Origin of the sequence: Stenotrophomonas nitritireducens, assembly GCF_001431425.1 — a bacterium.
Lineage (GTDB): Bacteria > Pseudomonadota > Gammaproteobacteria > Xanthomonadales > Xanthomonadaceae > Stenotrophomonas > Stenotrophomonas nitritireducens.
In genome coordinates this window covers 83,969-100,917 of the sequence record NZ_LDJG01000002.1, presented here as the reverse complement: position 1 = coordinate 100,917, position 16,949 = coordinate 83,969, and the positions used below count along the sequence as shown (strand labels likewise).

Sequence of the window (16,949 nt, the reverse complement as noted above, 5' to 3'; positions counted from 1 at the left end):
CATGCGCGAAGCGATCGTCGAAGGCATCGGTTTCTGGGGCAGCGGACTGCCGGACTGGGATGCCGCCTGCGCCTGGGCGCGCGCGGGCATTCGCCCCGCGGAGGCAGCGGCGCGGCCGGCGCCCACGCTGCTGGCCGCGAACGAGCGCCGCCGCGCGCCGGCCACCGTGGCGGTGGCATTGGAAGCCGCGCTGGCCGCCTGCGAGGCGGCCGGGCGCGAGCCGGCGGCGCTGCCCTCGGTATTCGCCTCCACCCATGGCGAGATGTCGATCACCGACTACATGTGCGCGACCCTGGCCAGCGACCCGCGCGCGGTGTCGCCCACCCGCTTCCACAACTCGGTGCACAACGCCGCCGCCGGCTACTGGACCATCGGCGCCGGCGCGCACGTGCCGGCCACCGCGATCAGCGCCGGCTCCGGCAGCTTCGCGCAGGGGCTGGTCGAGGCGATGGCGCAGCTGGCCGCCGGCAGCGAGGCGGTGCTGCTGGTCGCCTACGACGGCCCGTCCTGCGGTCCGCTGGGCGAGGTGGCGCCCAGCGAAGGCCTGCTCGGCGTCGCCCTGGTGCTGTCGCGCGTGCCCTGCCCCGACCTGCCGACGCTGCGCATGGAACTGGTGCAACACGCCGGGACGGACGCCGATGACGTGGCCGGGCCGCTGTCGCAACTGCTGGCCGGCAACGCCATGCAACCGGCGCTGCCGCTGCTGGAAGCGCTCGCGCTGGAGCGCGGACAGGTGCTGCTGCCGGCCGGCATCGAACAATGGCTGCGGATCGACATCGGCCATGGCTGATTCCCGCACACCGGCGCTGCGCCCCGACGAGGTGGCGGTGGTGATCCCGGCGCTCAACGAAGCGCTGCGCATCCGCGAAGTGGTCAGCGGCGCGCTCGCGTGGTTCCCGCACGTGATCGTGGTCGACGACGGCTCCGACGACGGCACCGCCGGCTGCATCGCCGACCTGCCGGTCACGGTACTGCGCCATCCGCGGCGCAGCGGCAAGGGCCAGGCCCTGCGCAGCGGCTTCGCCGAGGCCGTGCGGCGCGGCCTGCGCGGCGTGCTGACCCTGGATGGCGACGGCCAGCATGCCGCCGCCGACCTGCCGCGGCTGCTGGCCAGTGCCAATCGCCACCCCGGTTGCATCGTCATCGGTGCGCGGCTGCGCAAGCGCGCCTCGCAGCCGCTGCTGCGGCGGCTGGCAAACGAATTCGGCGACTGGGGCGTGGCCTGGGGCACGCATTACCAGGTCGCCGACAGCCAGAGCGGGCAACGTTTCTACCCGGCCGAGGTGATCGCGATGCGCGAGGTGCCCGGCGAGGACTTCGTGTTCGAGGCGCAGGTGCTGATCTCGGCCGCGCGGCAACTGGGCACGCGCTGCGTCTCGGTGCCGATCGAGTCGCGCTACCGCGCCGCCGGCAGCGACGAATGCTTCCGCCCCAGTCACTTCCGCCCGCTGCGCGACCTCACCCGCATCACCGTGCACATCGTGCGGCTGGCACTGCGCCACGGCCATGTGCGGCAGGTGCACCGCACGATCCGTGCGCATCCGCCGGTGATCGATGAAGCCAGGGGTGAATGAAGAGTGAGAGAAAGCGGCGGCGGCAGCGCGGGGCTTTTGCCCTTTCCCGCTCCTCACTGCTCCTCGCCCACTCCTGCCCTCACCCCATGCCGCCATTGATGCCGATCACCTGGCCGTTGATGTAGCCGGCGTCGTCGCCGCACAGGAAGGCGACCAGCGCCGCCACTTCTTCCGGCTTTCCCGCGCGCGCGGCGGGCACCGCCTGCTTGATCAGCTCCGGCGGGAACGCATCGGCCGCCATCTTTCCTTCGATCACGCCCGGCGCGACGACGTTGACGCTGATGCCGCGGCTGGCCATTTCCCGCGCCAGCGATTTCGAGGCGCCGTGCAGCGCGGCCTTGGCCGCGGCGTAGTTGGTCTGGCCGCGGTTGCCGAGCACCGCCGCCACCGACGAGACATTGACGATGCGGCCCCAGCGCGTACGCGCCATCGGCAGCAGCAGCGGCTGGGTGACGTGGAAGAAACCGTGCAGCGAAACGTCGATCACCCGCCGCCAGCGCGCCTCGTCCATGCCGGCCATCGGCGCGTCGTCGTGCACGCCGGCGTTGTTGACCACGATCTGGATCGGGCCGTCGGCCAGCAGCTCGTCCAGCGCCGCGGCGGTCGCCTCGCCGTCGGCCACGTCGAACGCCACCACCTGCGCGCTGCCGCCGGCCGCAAGGATGTCCGCGGCCACCGCCTGCGCACGGGCCAGGTTGCCGTTGGCGTGCACGATCACGTGCGCACCGTCGGCCGCCAGGCGCCGGCAGATCGCCCCGCCCAGGTCGCCGCTGCCGCCAGTGACCAGTGCGCGTCGTTTCGTGTTCATCGCCGCTCTCCCTGCATGTCGTCTCCCACGCTGTCCGGTTGCAGCATCACCGCGGCGCGGCCTTCGGCCAGCACGCGCGCGCCATGGGTGATGCGGAAGCTGTACTGCTGGCTGGTTTCCGCTTCGGCCAGTACCTGCGCGGTCGCCTCGATGGCGCCTTCCAGATCGTCGATGCGCGCGACATGCAGCTGCACGTCGCGCAGCGCCACCAGCACGCCGGGCACCACCGCACCGCCGCGCTGGCGCGCGCGCAGGCCGCCGTGCACCGCCATCGCCTGCGCGCCGTATTCGCACAGGTGGATGGCGCGCAACCGTCCGTCGCTGCGCAGCGGGTGCGCCGGGTCGCGATGGTTGAAGGCGCGCAGGGCGATGTCCGAGGCGCTCCAGGCGGTCACCTCGTCCCACAGGCACATACCGCCCTGGTGCGGCACCAGCCGCAGGATGTCCTCACGCGCCAGCATCGGCGGCGGCCTCCTGCCAGGGCTCGCGCGAGATCAGCAGCGCCAGCGCGAAATTGCACACCACGCCCAGCGCCACCGTGCTGCCGATCGCGCGCAGTACCGGGATCGAGGACAGGCCGAGCAGGCTGAACACCAGCAGCGTCATCGCGCTGCACACCAGCAGGCCATGCAGGGTGCGCAGCTGGTCGGCCAGGCTGTCGCCGGCGTGTTCGAAGAACAGCCCGTAGTCCAGACCCAGGCCGGCGGCCAGGATCAGCCCGATCAGGTGGAACAGGTTCAGTTCGATGCCCGCCCCGCGCAGCAGCGCCAGCACCACCAGCGTGGTCAGCGCCATCGGCAGCAATACGCGCAGCACGCGGCGCGGCGAGCGCAGCGCCGCCCACACCGTGGCGGCCAGCAGCAGCACCGCCACCGCCAGCGCCGCCAGCACGCGCCCGCGGTATTCGGCCACCAGCGATTCGGAGGCGTGCTTCAGGTCCAGCAGTTCAGCGCCGTGCAGGCGCGCGCTGGTCGCCACCGCGGCCACGTCGTGCAGCCCGCTCAGCGACACCAGCGCCGTGGCGTGGCCGCTGCCCCGCAGCAGCAGGCCACCGACCGCGGTCGCCAGCGGCGTGCCCTGCAGGTCCTGCGGCTGCAGCGCAGGCGCGCCGCGGGCGCGCTGCACGTCGGCGACGAAGGGTTCGAAGGCATCGTCGCGGAACGGCGTCTGCGCCACCGCCGCGGCCAGTGCGCCGCGCAGCGTGGCTTCGTCCGGCAGCCGCTGCTGGCGCTGGCGCTGCAGCGCGGCGCTGGGCAGGTAGCGCGCGGCCATGTCGTAGCGGTCCAGTGCGCCGTCGGCGACGAGCTGGTCCAGCACCGGCCGCAGCCGTTCGCTCGCGGCCAGCGCCGCCTGCGCGTCGTCGCCACGCACGGTGATCACGTAACGCACGTCCGGCGCGCCCAGTTCGCCGCGCAGCTGCGCATCGCGCAGCAGGTCGGCCGTATCCACCGGCGTCAGCTTGCCCAGGTCGTTCTGCCAGAACGGCCCCGGCGCCCACACCAGCACCGCCAGCGCTGCCGCTGCCAGCACCGCCAGCGAACGCCGCGGGCGCGGCAACCGCCGGGTGTGGCGCCACAGCCGCGCCAGCCATGCCGAATCGGCGAAGTCGCGGGTGGCCGGATCGACCAGCGCCGGCAGCAGGTAGCGCGTGGCCAGTGCCGCGGTGGCCAGCGCGGTGATGGTGAACACCGACAGCTGCTTCAGTCCCTCGACGCCGGAGAACAGGAACGTCAGGTAGGCGATGCAGGTGGCGACCACGCCGGTGCCCAGCGTCGGCCACAGCGCGCGCACGTTGTCCCACGGCGAGCGGCCGGGGCGCTCGTGGCTGAAGAAGTGGATCGGATAGTCCTGTACCACGCCGATCAGGGTGAAGCCGAAGGCGATGGTGATGCCGTGCACGCCATCGAAGGCCAATGCCGTCACGGCCAGCCCGGCCAGGCCAGCGCTGGCCAGCGGCAGGAACCCCAGGATCGGCATTTTCCAGCTGCGATAGGCGACCCACAGCAGCAGGATCATGCCGATCGTATCGATGGTGCCGATGACGCCGGCCTCGTTGGCGGTGCGGTTGCCGATCTTCACCGAGAACGCGCCCGGCCCGCTCATTTCCAGGCGGCTGCCGCTGCCGGCGGCGATGCGCTCGAAGCCCGCCTCGATCGTGTCCACCGCCTGCTGCTGCGCGCCGGGATCGAAGCCGGCCGCGCGCGTCTGCACCAGCAGCAGGGCCTGCCGGCCGCCGTGGTCGAACCAGACCTCGTCGATACGCTGCGGCGCGTTGGCCGGCTGCAGCGCTTCGGCCACGCGCAGCACCTGCAGGGTGGGATCGGACGGCAGCAGCGGTTCGACCAGCCCGCCGGCCGGCGAGCCCAGGTCCTGCAGCCGCGCCTGCAGTTCGTCGTGCAGGTTCGCGGCGCTGAACGCATCGCCGGGCAACTCGTCGATCAGGTAGCGGTAGGGCAGCAGGCGTTCGGGAAAGGCGTCCAGCCCGGCCTGCCCGCCATTGGCGACCAGCTCGAACTGCGGATCGGCCGCCAGCGCCTCGTGCAGTTGCCGCGACTGCGCGGCCAGCTGCTCCGGCGCCGCGCCGGACAGCGCCAGCAGCAGCAGCCGCGCGCCCGGGCCTTCGCCCAGTTCGTCGAGCAGCAGTTTCTGCGCCGGGGTGCGCGCATCGGGCATGAACTTGCGCAGGTCGCCGCTGACCTGCATGCGCCCGCTCACCCAGGCGGTGAGCAGGCCCAGCAGCAGCATCCAGCCGATCGCCAGGCCGATGCGCCGGCGCGGGGTCAGCTTCAACGGCGGCTCCTGTCCTGAGCGGACCCCGGCGGCGCGGAACCATCGCGCGCGCCGTCATGGCACAGCGCGGCCAGCGCATCGGCCTGGCGCACGTCGCCGGCGGCACCGGCCGCGCCGCCGAGCAGGGTGCGCTGCAGGTCGCCGCGCGCCGGTTGCGTCTCGATGCAGCGCAGCTCGCCGTCGCGGCCGCGCAGGGTCACCTCGCGCACCCGTGCGGCCAGCGCCTGCGCCTTGGGCGTGAGCACCAGTTGCCAGCGCTGCGCGGTGCCGGACGCCTGCAGGCGATAGGCCTGTTCCAGCGCGGCCAGATCGCCGGACAGCAAGGCGCCGAAGCTGGCCTGCAGGTCCGACAGCTCCGGCACGCGCTGCAGCGAGAACACGCGCGGCGGCTTGCCGGCGCGCTCGATGCTGACCTTGCCATCGGCGATCGTGGTGGTTTCGGCGTAGGGCGCGCGTACCTCGCGCACCAGCGTGCCGGCATCCGGGCGGCGGTACTGGCCCTCCACCCGCAGCGGTTCCTTCAGCAGCGCCGAACCGCGCAGTTCGACGAAGCCGGTCTGGCTTGGCGCCGGCTGCGCCAGCTGGCGCAGGATCCACCCCGCATCAACCTCGGCCGCCATCGCCGGCACGCTGCCGCAGCCCGCGGCCAGGAGCGTCGCCAGCATCCAGCGGCGCGGAAAGAGGAACGTCTGAATGCCAGAAATCATAGAAATTGAACCAGTTCCAGGGAGCGCCGTGCAGATGCTGTTCCAGCCTGCCGGCATAACGGTGAACCAGCGCCGACAAGGCCTCGGCGCGCTGCGCGCGCGGCACGTCGAGCGCCGGCGCGAACGGCTCGAACAGCAGATCGTAGCGGTTGCCGCCGCGGTACAGGCCGAAGGCCAGCATCACCGGCGCCTTCAGCACGCTGGCGATCAGCCACGGCGCGGTCGGGAACGGCGCCGGCGCGCCGAGCAGCGGCGCCTGCAAGGCGGTTTCGCCCGGCCGCGCGCGGTCTACCAGCAGCGCCACCATCGCGCCTTCCTCCAGCGCCTGCTGGATGGCGAGCACCACCGCCGGCCCACCCTGCCCGGCATCGATGATGCCCGCGGCCAGGCCCGGGTCGAGTTCGGCCAGCAGCTCGGTGATGGCGGCATTGTGGGCACGGTCCAGCAGCACCCGCAGTTTCAGGTCCGGCCGCTGCCGGCCCAGCGCGCGCAGCGCGTCGAAGCTGCCCAGGTGCGAGCCGAACAGCAGCACGCCGCGGCCTTCGTCCAGCTGCTCGAGCAGGGCCTGCGTGCCGTCGGTACGGATGTCGAACAGGTCCATGCGCCCGCCGAGCAGGAACACCCGGTCGAGGATGGTCGCGGCGAAGGTATGGATATGCCGCGCCACGTCCCACAGGCTGGCGCGGCGGCCCAGCGCGCGGCCCAGATAGGCGCGCGAGGCGCGGCGTTCGCTGCCGCGCACCAGCAGGAAATAGGCGGTGATGGGATACAGGCAGAGCCGGCCGATGCCGCGCCCGCCGTGGCGGGCGATGCCGGCGATCAGGCGGATCGCGGCGCGGCCGCCGCCCTCGGGCCGGCGCTTCCAGTCGGCATCGCTCATGCGGCCGCGCCCCCGCCAGCGGCCACCAGCTCGCCGCGCGCGATCAGCTCGTCGCCGCGCCATACCCGGAATTTCCAGCGCGGCGTGTGCCCGTCCAGTTCGATCCGCGCACTCTGCCCGGGCAGCAGCGGCGCCATGAACTTCACCTGCGGCAGGCGCAATGCCTCCAACGGCCTGCCGGCGGAGGCCTCGGCCGCGCGCAGCACGTGTTCGAGCACCACCACGCCCGGCACCAGCGGCCGTCCCGGGAAATGGCCGGGCAGGCAGGGATGCTCGCGGGGAACGGTGAACTGCATGGCGTGACGGGCGGCGGGGTGGGCCACAGGATACCCGCGGCCCGCCGCGTTCAACGCAGCAGGTCGCGCCAGAATGCCGGGCCGAGCTGCCCCATCTGGCGCACGAACTGGCCGGCACTGCGGTAGGGCCGTTGCGGGAACAGCCGGCAGCGCAGCGCGTATTCGGCCACGAAGAAGCCGCCGATCAGGCCCCAGTCGGCCACGTTCGCGCACCACGACCACTGCGCATGGCTCAGCGGCCAGCGCGGCTGCCGGCCGAACGCGGCCAGCAGGCCGTCGGGCACCGCGCTCATCGCCAGCCCCAGGTTGATCGCCGCCAGCAGCGCCAGCAGCAGCGCCCACGCTGCGGTCAGGCGTCGTGTATAGCGCTCCAGCCGGTCGTCGACCGGTACTCCGGCACGCGCATGCAGGGCCTGCACGATGCGGGTGATCAGCGGTACCCGGCCCGGCCGCAGCGAGCGCGCGAAGCCCCAGGCCACCAGCAACGGGAACACCACCGGCGGCGCCAGCAGCAGCATCCACGCCCACGGCGAGCGCCCCAGCCAGGCCAGCAGCAGCCCCGATGCCAGCAGCGCGGCCCAGGCCACGGGCCGGCGGCGGCCCAGCGCATCGAGCAGGCACAGCAGCACCAGCCCGAACAGCGCCAGCGCGGCCCAGCCGCCCTCGCTGCGCAGGCTGGCCACATGCGAGAGCGCCGGATAGGCCAGCAACAGCACGATCCGCAGGATGCTGGCGGCCGGCCCGTGGCCGGGCGCGTGGCCGGCGCCGCTCATGGCGTTCAGGCGGTCCGGTGGGCCTGCACGTGCGCCGACAGCGCGCGCAGCGAGGCGAAGATGCGGCGGTTGTCGTCGTTGTCCGAGCGCAGCTGGAAGCCGTAGCGCTTGCCGATGGCCAGGGCCAGCTCCAGCGCGTCGATCGAATCCAGGCCCAGCCCGTCGTTGAACAGCGCCGCCTCCGGATCGATCGCCGCCGGGTCCACGTCTTCCAGGTTCAGGCTCTGGACCAGCAGCCCGGCCAGCTCGCGCTCGGCCTCGGTTTGTTGCGACATCGCCACTTCCACTAGGAGATTGATGCGCAACGATCAGGTATCGCCGCCCGCGGCGCAACCATGGCCGCCACGGCGCGCGCGGTATCATGGCGCTTTCTGCAGCACCGATCCGCCCGCACGATGACGTCCTTGTTCCCCTGCCCTGCTTCCGTTTTCCCTCCCGCCCAACCTGCCTGCCTCCATGGCTGCGGGAGCGCGCGATGAACGCGGTTTCCGGCTTCGCGCCCGCCGCCGGGCTGGAGGTGGACTACGCCGATCCGGCGCAGCTGCCGGCCCTGCTGGCCGATCCGCAGGTGCTGGCCGTGTTCGGCTTCCAGGCCGGCGACGGCGCCCCCGCCAGCGACGACCCGCGCTACCTGCAGGTCGGCCTGCAACCGGAAGGCGAGGCGCGGCTGGAAGTCTGGCGCGGCGCCGGGACGGTGCGCAGCGGCCGCGAGGCCGACGGCCTGGCCTGGGCCAGCGACGGCGCGCTGATGTTCGGCGCGCTGCAGATCGCCGAATCCCGCCACGGCGGCATCCTCGAAGCCGGCGCGCATGCCTATGCGCGGCTGCTGTCGGCGCTGCCGCAGCAGGGCTACCCGCATCTGCTGCGCATCTGGAACTACCTGGACGCGATCACCGAGGGCGAGGGCGACGACGAGCGCTACCGCCAGTTCTGCATCGGCCGCGCCCGCGGCATCGGCACCATCGACGTCGGCACCCTGCCCGCGGCCACCGCCATCGGCCGCCTGGATGGCGTGCGCGTGCTGCAGGTCTATTGGCTGGCCGCGCGCGTGCCCGGCACACCGCTGGAGAACCCGCGCCAGGTCAGTGCCTGGCGCTATCCGCGCCAGTACGGCCCGCAGTCGCCCAGCTTCGCCCGCGGCATGCTCGCCGCGCCGGGCAGCGCGCTGCCGCTGCTGCTGTCCGGCACCGCCAGCGTGGTCGGCCACGCCACGCTGCACGGCGAGGACACGCTGCGCCAGCTGGAGGAAACCTTCGCCAATCTCGACGCGCTGGTGGGCACGGCGCGCGCGCGCCTGCCGGCATTGCCGGCACATTTCGGCGCGGGCAGCCGGCTGAAGGTCTACGTACGCGATGCGGCGGAGATCCCGGCGATACGGCAGGCGCTGGCGCGGCACCTGCCGCCGGAGGTGCCATACATCGTGCTGCACGCGGAAGTGTGCCGGCGCGATCTGCGGGTGGAGATCGACGGGGTGCACGGCGCCTGACCGCAATTGCGATTGCGGTTGCGGTTGCGGTTGCGGTTGCCCCTGATTCTGCTCTTGCCTTGGCTTTTGACTTCCGGATCCCCTTCCGTAGCGACGGAGCCGACGGACAAGACCCCGCAGGGGCGACGTGCAGGGACGCACGTCGTTTTTCGACGAGACAGGGATGTCTCGTCGAAAAATCCCGGCGGCGTAGTGGACCCGGAGTGCCGCAGGCACAGAGGGCGCGGAGGCAGGGGCGTGCTTGACCAGCCATTCGGCTGTTGGAAAAACACTTCTCTTGGTTACTTCTCTTTGCACGAGCAAAGAGAAGTAACTCGCTCCTGCTTAGCAGGAGTGAAAGCTTTGCTTTCAAGCTTCAGTTTTGGCTCTGCACTGTTGCTTTAGCTGTTGCCGTTTGTCCTTGAAAAGCCGAAGCAGCGGCAGAGGCAGGATCAAAGGCTTTCGCTCCCCTTCGGGGCGCGAGTCACTTCTCTTTGCTCGTGCAAAGAGAAGTGACCAAGAGAAACACGGGCCGGGCCGCGATCCGTCGGGCTGCGCCCGCCGGTTCCCTGCGCTCCTCGCGTGCCGAGGGGACGGCGCACAACTTGCTTCGCTCAGACACGTGCGCCTCTTCGCCCCTCAGCCCACTGCGGTGCTCGGCTCGCTCTACGGCCGGGGTGAGTCAAATACCAAGGGCACAGCAAAATCACGGGCAACGGCAACGGCAACGGCAACGGCAACGGCGGAATTATTCCCCGCCCCGCAGCAACGCCAGCACCGCATCCCTCGGCAACTTCCCCGTCTCATTGCGCGGCAGGCACGCCACCCTGCGCAGCGGACGCGGCAGGAACACCGGGTCCATGCCCGCGCGCAGTTCGCGCAGGATCTCCGCCTCATCGCGCTCCGGCGCCACCACCAGTGCCGCGATGCGGCCCACCGACTGACCCGGCTCCGGGTCCAGTTGCACCATCACCGCATCGCGCACGCCGGGCACCGCCTGCAGGCGCCGCGTCAGGTCGCCCAGCGACGCGCGCTTGCCGGCGATCTCCAGCAGGTCGGCGCGGCGGCCGCGCAGCAGGAAACGGCCTGCCGGCAACAGCTCGACCAGGTCGGCCAGCAGCACCGCCGCCGGCAGGTGCGGCGCGTGGACCAGGGTGCCGTCCTCCTGCGGTTCCAGGCGCACGCCCGGCAACAGCGTCCATGCCTGCTCCCGGGCGGTGCGGCGGCGGGCGAAGATGCAGGTCTCGGTGGAACCGAACACTTCGCGCACTTCCGTGGCGAAACGCGCTTCGGCCGCTTCGGCCAGCGGCTGCGGCAACGGCGCGGTGGCGGTGACGATGCCGGCCAGCGGCGGCAGGTCCACGCCCGCTTCGACCAGCGCCTTCAGGTGCACCGGCGTGGTGACCAGCAGCCGCGGCGCGGGCACCTCGGCCAGCGCCTGCGCCACGTCCTGCGGGAAGAACGGCCGGCCGGCATGCAGCACCGCCGGCGCCAGCAGCGGCAGCAGCACCGACATCTCCATGCCGTACATGTGCTGCGGCGGCACCGTGGCGACCACCGAGGGCACCTGCCCGCTCCACAGGTCGCCCAGCGCCTGCAGGTTCTGCGCGGTGCTGGTCACGAACGCGCCCCAGGTCTTGGGATTGGCCGCCGGCGCGCCGGTGCTGCCCGATGTAAAGCCGATGGCGACCAGCTGCGCCGCATCGAGCTGCGGAACATCGCCCGGCAGCCGCGGCAGTTCCTCCGGCAACGCGAACCAGCCCGACGGCAGCGGATCGGGTGCGGCGTCGCCCAGGCACCAGGCCTGGTCATGGCGCTGCTGCACTTCGGCCACGACCGCCGGCGCGCGCGAGGGCGGCAGCAGGTTCACCTGTCCGCGCAGGGCGACCGCACAGAAGCCGACCAGGAACCGGTAGCGGTCCTCGCACAGGTTGACCGCATGGCGGCCGGGCGGCAGCAGTGCCGCCACGCCACGCACGTGTTCAAGGAATGTGGACAGGTCGATCCGCGAAGTGGCGATCGCCGCCAGCGGCCGCCCGGGCGCACCGACGGCGAGAGGATGCGGGGCAGGAGAAATCGGAGGGGCAACAGGCACGCGGGACGACCTTCAGGGAAAACCGCCGCGGAACCAGGGCGCGGCCGGCGCCCAGCATAGCCGCTGGCGGAAACCGGACAAACGCGGCGGCGCCACCGGAGCCCCTGCCGCGCCGGCCTGGCCGGCGGTTTGCCGGCTGGCCCATGACCAGTGGCCCAGCCCATCCCGGGAGCGGGCTGCTAGGCTTTGCCGGTTTTCTCCAACGGTGCCCGTGATGCCCAGACTCCTGCCCCTGTCCCTGCTGCTGTTGGCCGCCGCCACCGGTAGCGTCCATGCCGCGCCCACGCCGATCACCATCGAACAGGCGATGGCCGACCCGGATTGGATCGGGCCGCCGGTGGAATCGGCCTGGTGGTCGTGGAACGGCCAGCAGGTCGAGTACACGCTCAAGCGCCAGGGCAGCCCGGTACGCGACACCTTCCGCCAGCCGCTGGCCGGTGGCGTGGCCGCCCAGGTCGCCGACGACCAGCGCGGCACCCTGGACGCGGCCAACCGCGTCTATGACCGCCAGCGCCAGCGCATGGCCTTCGTGCGCAATGGCGACGTGTTCGTGCGCGACCTGCGCAGCGGTGCGCTGACCCAGCTCACGCGCGGCAACGAGCGTGCCTCGGGCGTGGATTTCGCCACCGATGGCGGCCTGATCTGGAACGTTGGCAACAACTGGTACCACTGGAACGCCGGCAGCGGTGCGATCGCCCTGGCCGCACAGCTCAAGGCCGAGAAGAACCCCGCCGACGCGCCCAAGGCCGACGTGCTGCGCGACCAGCAGATGCGCACGCTGGAAACCCTGCGCCGCGACCGCGCCCAGCGCGACACGCTGCGCGAGCAGGGCGAGCGCTGGCGCCAGGCCGACCCGACCCGTGCGCCCGGTCCGGTCTACCTGGGCGCGGACGTGGAGATCGTGGACAGCGCGCTCTCGCCCGATGCCGCCCACCTGATCGTGGCGACCAAGCCGAAGAATTTCGAGGACGGCCGCGGCGGCAAGATGCCGCTGTACGTGACCGAGTCCGGCTACGAGGAAACCGAGGACACCCGCACCCGCGTCGGCCGCAACGGTTCCGCGCCGCATGCGCTGTGGTTCGTCGACGTGGCCACCGGCCAGGTCCGCCCGCTGGCGCTGGACGCCCTGCCGGGCATCGGCACCGATCCGCTGGCCGCGCTGCGCAAGGCTGCCGGCAAGGAGCCGCTCAAGGGCGACCGCACCGTGCAGGTGATGAGCGACTTCATGGGCGGCGGCATCCGCTGGAGCGCCGATGGCAGCCAGGCCGCGGTGATGCTGCGCGCCAACGACAACAAGGACCGCTGGATCGTCAGCGTCGGCGGCGATGGCCGCATGCAGAACCGCCACCGCCTCACCGATCCGGGCTGGATCAACTGGGGCTTCAACGATTTCGGCTGGATGGCAGACGGCCGCACGCTGTGGCTGCTGTCCGAGGAATCGGGCTTCTCGCACCTGTACACCCAGGCCGGCACCGGCAAGCCGCGCGCGCTGACCAGCGGCAAGTGGGAGACCTCCGCGCCGGTGCCCTCGGCCGACGGCAAGGGCTTCTACGTGCTGTGCAACCAGCAGGCGCCGCACGACTACGAGGTGTGCGGCGTCGATGCCGCCAGCGGCCAGGTGCGCGAACTCACCGATCTCAACGGCGTGGAGGACTTCTCGCTCTCCCCCGACGGCCAGCAGCTGCTGGTGCGCTACTCCGGCGCCTACCTGCCGGCGCAGCTGGCGGTGGTGCCGGCCGCGGGCGGCAGCGCGCGCGTGCTCACCGACACCCGCAGCGCCGAATTCAAGGCGCGCGAGTGGATCCAGCCGCAGCTCGTCGCAGTGCCATCGAAGCATGGCGCCGGCGTGGTCTGGGCCAAGTACTACGGCCCCGCGCAGAAGGAGCCGGGCAGGAAGTACCCGGTCGTGATGTTCGTGCACGGCGCCGGCTACCTGCAGAACGTGCACCAGCGCTACCCCACCTACTTCCGCGAGCAGATGTTCCACAACCTGCTGGTGCAGAAGGGCTACATCGTGCTGGACATGGACTACCGCGGCAGCGAGGGCTACGGCCGCGACTGGCGCACGGCCATCTACCGCAACATGGGCCACCCGGAGCTGGAGGACTACCAGGACGGCCTGGACTGGCTGGTGGAAACCCAGCAGGGCGACCGCGACCATGCCGGCATCTACGGCGGCTCCTACGGCGGCTTCATGACCTTCATGGCGCTGTACCGCGCGCCGGGCACGTTCAAGGCCGGCGCCGCGCTGCGCCCGGTCGGCGACTGGCACCAGTACAACCACGGCTATACCAGCAACATCCTCAACACCCCGGACATCGACCCCGAGGCCTACCGCGTGTCCTCGCCCATCGAGTACGCCGAGGGCCTGCAGGACCACCTGCTGATCGCCCACGGCATGATGGACGACAACGTGTTCTTCCAGGATTCGGTCAACATGACCCAGCGCCTGATCGAACTGCACAAGGACAACTGGTCGATCGCCCCGTACCCGCTGGAACGCCACGGCTTCACCCGCGCCGATTCCTGGCTGGACGAGTACAAGCGCATCCTCAAGCTGTTCGAGGAACACCTGAAGTAAGCATCAATACAAGGGCGCCGCAAGGCGCCCTTGTTGGTTTTTGTCCTTCGCGTCATGCCCAAAGGGCAGTGAGCCTTTCAGCCTCATCGAGCTGGAAACGGCTTCCGGCAGGGCGGGCCTTCATGCAGGTGGCAGCAAAGCGGCAGAGTGGAGCAATCCCACCGCATCGCGCTAACCCTTGAGAAACTCCCTTGCCTTGACTATTCCGGGCGCATTGGGATCTATGCCCATCCGTACCATTTCATCCAACGCCGCGGCGATCGTCCTCCTGCCCCTGGCCTTGTCGCCCAGTCCCATCTGAATCCGCCCGCGCTGCACCTCAACCCAATGGGCCGCGGCCGGGCTGCTCATGGCAGCCGCCATCTTGCTTGCGTCAATATGCTCGAGCACGCCTGATGCATCGCGGTACTGCTTCTCATCGATCAAGCGCAGCACCATGTTGTAGCGGGTGCTGTCTATGAATGCATCATGTGGGAAATTTGCTTCCAGAGCATCCAGTACCTGCAACTGCAACTGGACGCCCGCCTGCCGCTCACCACACCTGAGTTCAGTCGTGGCCAGGTTCAGGCCGTTCACCAACAGCGCACGCTTCTTGAACCCATGGCGCCGGACACCGGCTGCCCATACCTCCCTGTAGATTTCCACTGCCTTTTCGCAATTTCCCGAACGCGAATGGATGGCGGCAACCTCAGCCCGGCGCTGAAGGGCGGCCTGGGCGTCCGCACCCTGCATCCGTGCGGTCGACTCGGCAGCAGCCTCTGCCATTGCCAACGCTTCCTCCAACGCCCCGGGCTGCTTGTTCTGCATGCGCAGCACTTTTGCAAGCACATGACGATAGCTGTTCCTGGCCTCCTCGCTCACCAGCGCAGGATCCGCCAAGACCTCGCGCAGCAGCGCGATCACATCCGTGAACTTGCCTTGCCGCTGCCACACATCAATCAGGCTCATCCGAATATTCGATGCGATCACCTGCCGGTCCGGGGCCACCTTCCCCTGAAGAACCAAGGCACGCTGCAGCGCCAGCTCGGCGTCGTCCAATTTCAATTCCTGGTACAGCAGTTCGCCCCGGGTCCACACCGCCCACAACGCCAACCATCCATCTTCGTTCAGACGTTGCCCGGCAATCCGGTCGGTGTCCGCCAAGGTCGCATGCGCCTCGTCGAAAGCCGAGACCTTGGCCAATTGGCGCACCAGATCGTATTTGGTCTGCAGCGTCAGGTCGTCTGTTTCGCCAAACGCCGCGGCGTAGTCTTTGCATGCCTTTCGATAATGCTCAACGCTTCGATCCACATCAGACAACGCCGCCCACGATGCGCCGATGGCAGCATGCAGGTTGCCGCGCGTGGCAGGATCGTCCGGGAAACTATCGTCCACGCTGAGCGACGCATATTCGACCATCTCCTTGATCGTGGGATCGTTCTCGTAACCACTGCCCTCGGGTGTGAGCGAGCGGATCAGGTCGTTGCTGAGGTAATGGACTACAGTCTCGGCACGCGCGGCCTGCCTTTCCGCCCTCTCCCTTTGGGCGTCCGCGGTGCGTTCCGCGGTTATGGAGCGCTCCAGTAGCCAGCCAGTGGCAGCAAGGCCCGCGACAAGCGCCGTCATCGCCGCAATCACCCACGGTCGCCTTGCACGTACCCGCGCCAGCTTCGCCTCACCCTGGGCGATGCGCTCCCTGACGGCCTCCTCCAGCGCCTTTCTTTCCCGCCTGCCGGACAGGTCGCGGATGCGCGCGGCCAGCAGCGCGGCAGAATCCAGCCGCTTGGTCGCGTCACCATTGGCGGCATCGGCAATGTCCTCGCGCAGCAGCGGGTCTTCGATATCCGCTTCCCAGCCCGGCGCGAGCGGACGCCGGAAGTCGCCCACCACCATCTGATACAGGGTGACGCCCAGCGCATAGACGTCGCTCCTGACGCTGGGCGCCTGCCCGGCCACCACTTCCGGGGCCAGGTACAGCGGTGTGCCGCTGTCCGATGACAGCGCCTGGGTCTGGGTCAGGCCCAGACGGGTGATGCCCAGCCCTTCCAGCACGCCCAACTCGAACACGCGGCTGCTGCCGAAGTCCGCCACCCGCAGGTGCAGCGCATCCGGCTCGCCGGCAAGCAACAGGTTGGCCGGCTTCAGGTCCTTGTGCAGCACGCCGACACCATGCGCCTCGGCTACCGCATCGGCGGCCTCACAGAACAGCGCCAACCGGGCAGCCAGCGGCATGGCGTCGATGCCATGCCCGGCATCGTCCTGCCAGCGATCGAGCCCGGTACCGCCATGCTCGAATTCGATGAAATAGGGCGCCTGCTCGAAATCCCAGTCGATCAGCTTGACGAATTCGCGGCGCTCGCCCAAAGCCTGCTCCAGCAGGCGCGCGACCGTCACCTCGCGCTTGAGGCCAGTCAGGCGCTGCCCATCCAGGCTGAACTTGAATACCCGCGCCTGCCCGGTCTTGGCATGCCGTGCCAGCCATACCTCGCCATCACCGCCACGGGCCAGCGCCTCTTCCAGCCGCCAGTTGCTGCGACGGGGCACGCTGTCGCCGGCCGAAAGCCGGCTGCCGAGCGGGATGTACTCCACCACCTGATGGTTGACCCGGCCTTCGAGCCGGTAACCCACCCGGGGCAGGGTGGCGATCATCGCCCCGGTTTCATCGCCCAGCGCACGACGCAGCTTGCCTACGGCATTGGTCAGCACGGCCTCCACGACTACCCGTCCGTCCCAGACGGCGGACAGCAGCTCTTCCTTGGTCACCGCTTCGCCGGCATGGCGCAACAGGTACTGCAGGACCTCCAGCGGCTTGCGCTCCAGGTCGACGACATGACCATCAACGACCAGTTGCAGACGTCCCTCGTCGAACTCGGCCTTGCCGAACCTCCAGCGATACGCCACTGGCGCCCCCCCCGTACCCGTTTCTACTTCCATTCCCTTCCCCCTGCTGCCCCACTGCCGATCCTGAAAATCCTTTCAGATCAGCAACATGAAAAACGTT

The 16,949-nt window shown here is 70.4% G+C and carries 14 protein-coding genes; 4 read left to right on the top strand and 10 right to left on the bottom strand.

Annotated features, from left to right (window positions below; genetic code table 11):
• The first annotated feature begins 1 nt into the window (after position 1).
• Entirely contained in the window at positions 2 to 790 is a 789-nt protein-coding gene (locus ABB22_RS01285) for a beta-ketoacyl synthase chain length factor (RefSeq protein WP_055767423.1), read from the top strand.
• Positions 783 to 1,574, top strand: coding sequence for a glycosyltransferase family 2 protein (locus ABB22_RS01280; RefSeq protein WP_055767127.1), 792 nt, complete (start codon positions 783 to 785; stop codon positions 1,572 to 1,574). Before ABB22_RS01285 ends, ABB22_RS01280 begins: the two co-directional genes overlap by 8 nt.
• 79 nt (positions 1,575 to 1,653) lie before the next feature.
• Here ABB22_RS01280 and fabG read toward each other — a convergent pair whose 3' ends face one another.
• The 8 genes from fabG to ABB22_RS01240 are packed head-to-tail and all read right to left on the bottom strand — an operon-like array spanning position 1,654 to position 8,103.
• Positions 1,654 to 2,382, bottom strand: coding sequence for a 3-oxoacyl-ACP reductase FabG (gene fabG, locus ABB22_RS01275; RefSeq protein WP_055767130.1), 729 nt, complete (start codon positions 2,380 to 2,382; stop codon positions 1,654 to 1,656).
• A complete protein-coding gene (locus tag ABB22_RS01270; RefSeq protein WP_055767132.1) occupies positions 2,379 to 2,843 on the bottom strand; it encodes a hotdog family protein in 465 nt (154 codons plus the stop codon). Before ABB22_RS01270 ends, fabG begins: the two co-directional genes overlap by 4 nt.
• A complete protein-coding gene (locus ABB22_RS01265; RefSeq protein WP_055767426.1) occupies positions 2,830 to 5,127 on the bottom strand; it encodes an MMPL family transporter in 2,298 nt (765 codons plus the stop codon). The genes ABB22_RS01270 and ABB22_RS01265 overlap by 14 nt, the downstream gene beginning before the upstream one ends.
• A gap of 41 nt (positions 5,128 to 5,168) precedes the next feature.
• The gene (locus ABB22_RS01260) at positions 5,169 to 5,837 is read right to left on the bottom strand and encodes a LolA-related protein (protein WP_055767135.1); all 669 of its coding nucleotides are present in this window, start codon (positions 5,835 to 5,837) and stop codon (positions 5,169 to 5,171) included.
• Positions 5,776 to 6,759: a lysophospholipid acyltransferase family protein gene (locus ABB22_RS01255; protein ID WP_055767138.1), complete on the bottom strand. Its 984-nt coding sequence runs from the start codon at positions 6,757 to 6,759 to the stop codon at positions 5,776 to 5,778. Before ABB22_RS01255 ends, ABB22_RS01260 begins: the two co-directional genes overlap by 62 nt.
• Positions 6,756 to 7,055 carry an ApeI family dehydratase gene (locus ABB22_RS01250; protein ID WP_055767141.1) on the bottom strand — a complete coding sequence of 100 codons (300 nt, stop codon included), beginning with the start codon at positions 7,053 to 7,055 and terminating at the stop codon, positions 6,756 to 6,758. Before ABB22_RS01250 ends, ABB22_RS01255 begins: the two co-directional genes overlap by 4 nt.
• A 50-nt stretch (positions 7,056 to 7,105) precedes the next feature.
• Positions 7,106 to 7,828, bottom strand: a complete 723-nt coding sequence (locus ABB22_RS01245) for a hypothetical protein (RefSeq protein WP_057505013.1) — start codon at positions 7,826 to 7,828, stop codon at positions 7,106 to 7,108.
• 5 nt (positions 7,829 to 7,833) lie between these two features.
• The gene (locus ABB22_RS01240) at positions 7,834 to 8,103 is read right to left on the bottom strand and encodes a phosphopantetheine-binding protein (protein ID WP_055767147.1); all 270 of its coding nucleotides are present in this window, start codon (positions 8,101 to 8,103) and stop codon (positions 7,834 to 7,836) included.
• A 200-nt stretch (positions 8,104 to 8,303) separates the two neighbouring features.
• On the opposite strand from ABB22_RS01240, the gene ABB22_RS01235 reads away from it, so the two are divergent.
• The gene (locus tag ABB22_RS01235) at positions 8,304 to 9,314 is read left to right on the top strand and encodes a chorismate transformation FkbO/Hyg5 family protein (protein ID WP_055767150.1); all 1,011 of its coding nucleotides are present in this window, start codon (positions 8,304 to 8,306) and stop codon (positions 9,312 to 9,314) included.
• 727 nt (positions 9,315 to 10,041) lie between these two features.
• Here ABB22_RS01235 and ABB22_RS01230 read toward each other — a convergent pair.
• Positions 10,042 to 11,370, bottom strand: a complete 1,329-nt coding sequence (locus tag ABB22_RS01230) for an AMP-binding protein (protein ID WP_425477762.1) — start codon at positions 11,368 to 11,370, stop codon at positions 10,042 to 10,044.
• Positions 11,371 to 11,602: 232 nt separating this feature from the next.
• Between ABB22_RS01230 and ABB22_RS01225 the strand changes: the two genes are divergently transcribed.
• Complete coding sequence (locus ABB22_RS01225; RefSeq protein WP_055767155.1) at positions 11,603 to 13,969, top strand: S9 family peptidase; 2,367 nt, start codon at positions 11,603 to 11,605, stop codon at positions 13,967 to 13,969.
• A 171-nt stretch (positions 13,970 to 14,140) separates the two neighbouring features.
• On the opposite strand, the gene ABB22_RS01220 is transcribed toward ABB22_RS01225, so the two are convergent.
• Complete coding sequence (locus ABB22_RS01220) at positions 14,141 to 16,882, bottom strand: protein kinase domain-containing protein (RefSeq protein WP_082443534.1); 2,742 nt, start codon at positions 16,880 to 16,882, stop codon at positions 14,141 to 14,143.
• Positions 16,883 to 16,949: the final 67 nt, after the last annotated feature.